At 26.9% G+C, this 3,135-nt stretch carries 1 protein-coding gene; it reads right to left on the bottom strand.

Features of this window, described 5'->3' with window-relative positions:
* Positions 1 to 3,073 (bottom strand): DUF3427 domain-containing protein (locus tag ACRC03_RS05720; RefSeq protein WP_438651595.1); only part of this gene is annotated, 3,073 nt, incomplete at its 3' end.
* Positions 3,074 to 3,135 lie beyond the last annotated feature (62 nt).

Raw genomic sequence — 3,135 nt, 5'->3', positions numbered from 1 at the left:
TACTTCCACTATAATTTACTATTTTTCCTTGTCCTAAGTATACATAAGGGCTTGTTATTCCATCTTCTTTATTATTTTCTCTTACAAACAATAATATCTTATTATCTGTATCCCTATGGTTTATATATCTTTGTCCTGTATTGGACTCTATAGTAGTTCTACTTTGACTTTGCCAGTTGAATAGTTCATCATTTATGGCATAGTCTTCATACATTGTTGATGGTGAAAAGTGTTTCTCCACTTTGTTTAAAGTTATTAAGAATATATCAGTTTTTCTATCTTCAATGTACAATACACCTTCTCTTAATGGATATTGTTTATCAATAGTATTTTTACCTAATGCAGATAGTATTTGCTCTTTATTATAAATTGCATGTACTTCAAGTGCACTATCATAATCTAAGTTATCTTTTTTGTGACTTAATTTTACATGACTTAGATTGTATTCAAGTACTTCTAATATTTCTTCATATATAAGTCTATTTTTGTATAACCTTGATAAAAACTCATCAATACTATTTAATCCCATATCTTTTGGAGCTTTGTTGTATAATGTGTAATGAAGCATTAGTAGCATTCTTTCTTCTACTTCTGTTAATACTTCTAATTTTTTATTATCCTTATATAATTTCAAAATGTTAATCCAAAATCTTAAAAGTCTAACTGAATCTGTACTTATAAGTCTAATTATTGCTGTACTTAAAACTTTTTCATCTATGTTTTCAAAACTTTCTTTTACATTAGCATCTACACAAAGCCTACTAAAAGTATTTTTAGTTTTATAGATATCCTTAAGACTTATATTATAAAATTCTATAAAATTACTTATATTTACTTCTTTGTCACTTTCTATTTTGAAAGTTTTTATCTTATTAATTATTGTTGTTTTATTATTTATAAAAGAGTTTATATTTCTCAATATGTATTCTTTAGCTTGTTTTTCCATATGCAAGTGGCAACCTTTAGGTAATGTTACAAATCCACTTTCTATTTCTTCTTTTAATACCTTTCCTTTTTTCTTAGATATTGTAGCAAATTTTTCGTAGAAGTTATAATTTTTATTGGCTTGTCCCACATAATCTAACACTGTCAAACATTCCTTATTATCACTTAATCTAAGTCCTCTTCCTAGCTGTTGTAAGAAAACTGTCGTACTCTCTGTCGGCCTTAAGAAAAGTATTGTATTAATAGAAGGTATATCTATTCCTTCATTGTATAAATCTACTACAAAAGCAAACTTATATTTTCCTTTTTCTATTCCTGATTTAGCTTCTTCTCGTTCATCCTTATTAAGTTCTGAGCTTATTGCTATTGATGGTATATTTTTATTATTAAAATAATCTGCCATAAACTTTGCATGTTCTATACTTACACAGAATCCTAACCCTACTACTTCTTCTAAATCTGTAACATAGTCATAAATACTTCTTATAACTAAGTCCGCCCTTCTCTTTGCATTTACTGTATCTATCGTTAATAAGTTTGTAAGTTCTAAACTATCATACCTTCCTCTTATCCATTTGAGTTTACTTAAATCTAACTCATCGCTTACACAAAAATACTGAAATGGAGATAATAGTTTTTTATCTATAGCTTCTCCTAATCTCATTTCACTACTTATTCTTCCATCAAAATATTCTAATACATTCTTACCATCCATTCTTTCAGGGGTTGCCGTAAGTCCTAGAAGAACTTTAGGTTCAAAATGTTCTAATAGTCTTTGATAGCTTGTAGCACTTGCATGGTGGAATTCATCTACTATTATAAAATCATAAAAATCTTTTGTTGTATTTTCACCAATTTTCTTAGAATTAAAAGTTTGTATAGTCATAAATACATGTTCAATATTATCAGGAGTATAATTCCCTGTATACAACCCTCCAAAGTTTCTATCTCTTAGTATAGTTCTAAAAGTTCTCATACTTTGAACAAGTATATCTTCTCTATGTGCTATAAATAATAATCTATTTATTTGTCCTTTATTCTTTTTAACATAATTTTTATAATCAAATGCAGATATTACAGTCTTTCCTACACCTGTAGCAGCAACTATTAAGTTTTTATTGTGACCTAATACTTCTCTTTCAGCTTCAAGTGAATCTAATATTTCTTGTTGGTAGTGGTAAGGCCTTACATCTATACTTACTATCTCTTCATTTTCATTATTAATATTACTCCCTCTTGCTTTTCTTAATTCGTATTTTAATTTTTCCTCATCTTCTTGGTTGTAGTTTTTAAATTCTTCATCATTGAAGTAACTTTCAAAGGTAGCATTAAATTTATCTAGGATATTTTTTGAATCCTTTTCACTTACTTTCATATTCCATTCAAGACCTGTGGTCATAGCATCTTTTGATATATTGGAAGAACCTATATAAGCTGTAGAAAATCCTGTATTTCTATAAAACATATAACTTTTTGCATGTAACCTAGTCCTTTGAGTATCGTAAGATATTTTAATTTCTGTATTTGGAAGTTCTGATAAAAATTTTATTGCTCTAAATTCACTAGCTCCCATGTATGAGGTAGTTATTATTCTTAATTTTTTAGTTTTGGTGTGTTCTATAAGCTCTTCTTTAATAAGCCTTATTCCAGTCCATCTTATAAAAGATACTAGTATATCTATACTATCACTAGTCAATATTTCTCTTTTCAATTCACTTACTAAGTCAGGTTCGTTATTTGAGTTTGTAAATAAAAAGCTTTGAGATATTGGTGTAATAGGTCTTATCGAGCTATTTTTTATTTTTGATTTGTTTTTAGATTCTTCAATTTCTAATAGTATTTCTCCATTTTTATATATATTATTTTCTTTTATTTCTTCATCTTCTACTTCCTCTGATAAGTAGTTTATTATTTGATTACAGACACTTATTTGAGTATCTATGTCTTTGTTTTTGATTAAATTTAAACTTTTCTTTGTTACTTCTTGGATATATTTTGATAGTATCGTTTTTGCTTCTTCTTTTTCTAGTTCTTCAGTTTTTACACTTATTTCATTTTTTCTATTTTTTAGTTCTTCATTTATTTTGTCTGTTATTAGTTGCTCGTATATTCCCTTTTTTAAGTTCATATTTTTATTACTTTACCCTTTCATATTTTCATCTTTACTTATATTATAACACTCTTTAATAT

Source organism: Romboutsia sp. (assembly GCF_051659545.1).
GTDB lineage: Bacteria > Bacillota > Clostridia > Peptostreptococcales > Peptostreptococcaceae > JBOFOR01.
The sequence above is the reverse complement of the archived record's forward strand: the minus strand, read 5'-3'. Positions and strand labels throughout refer to the sequence as shown.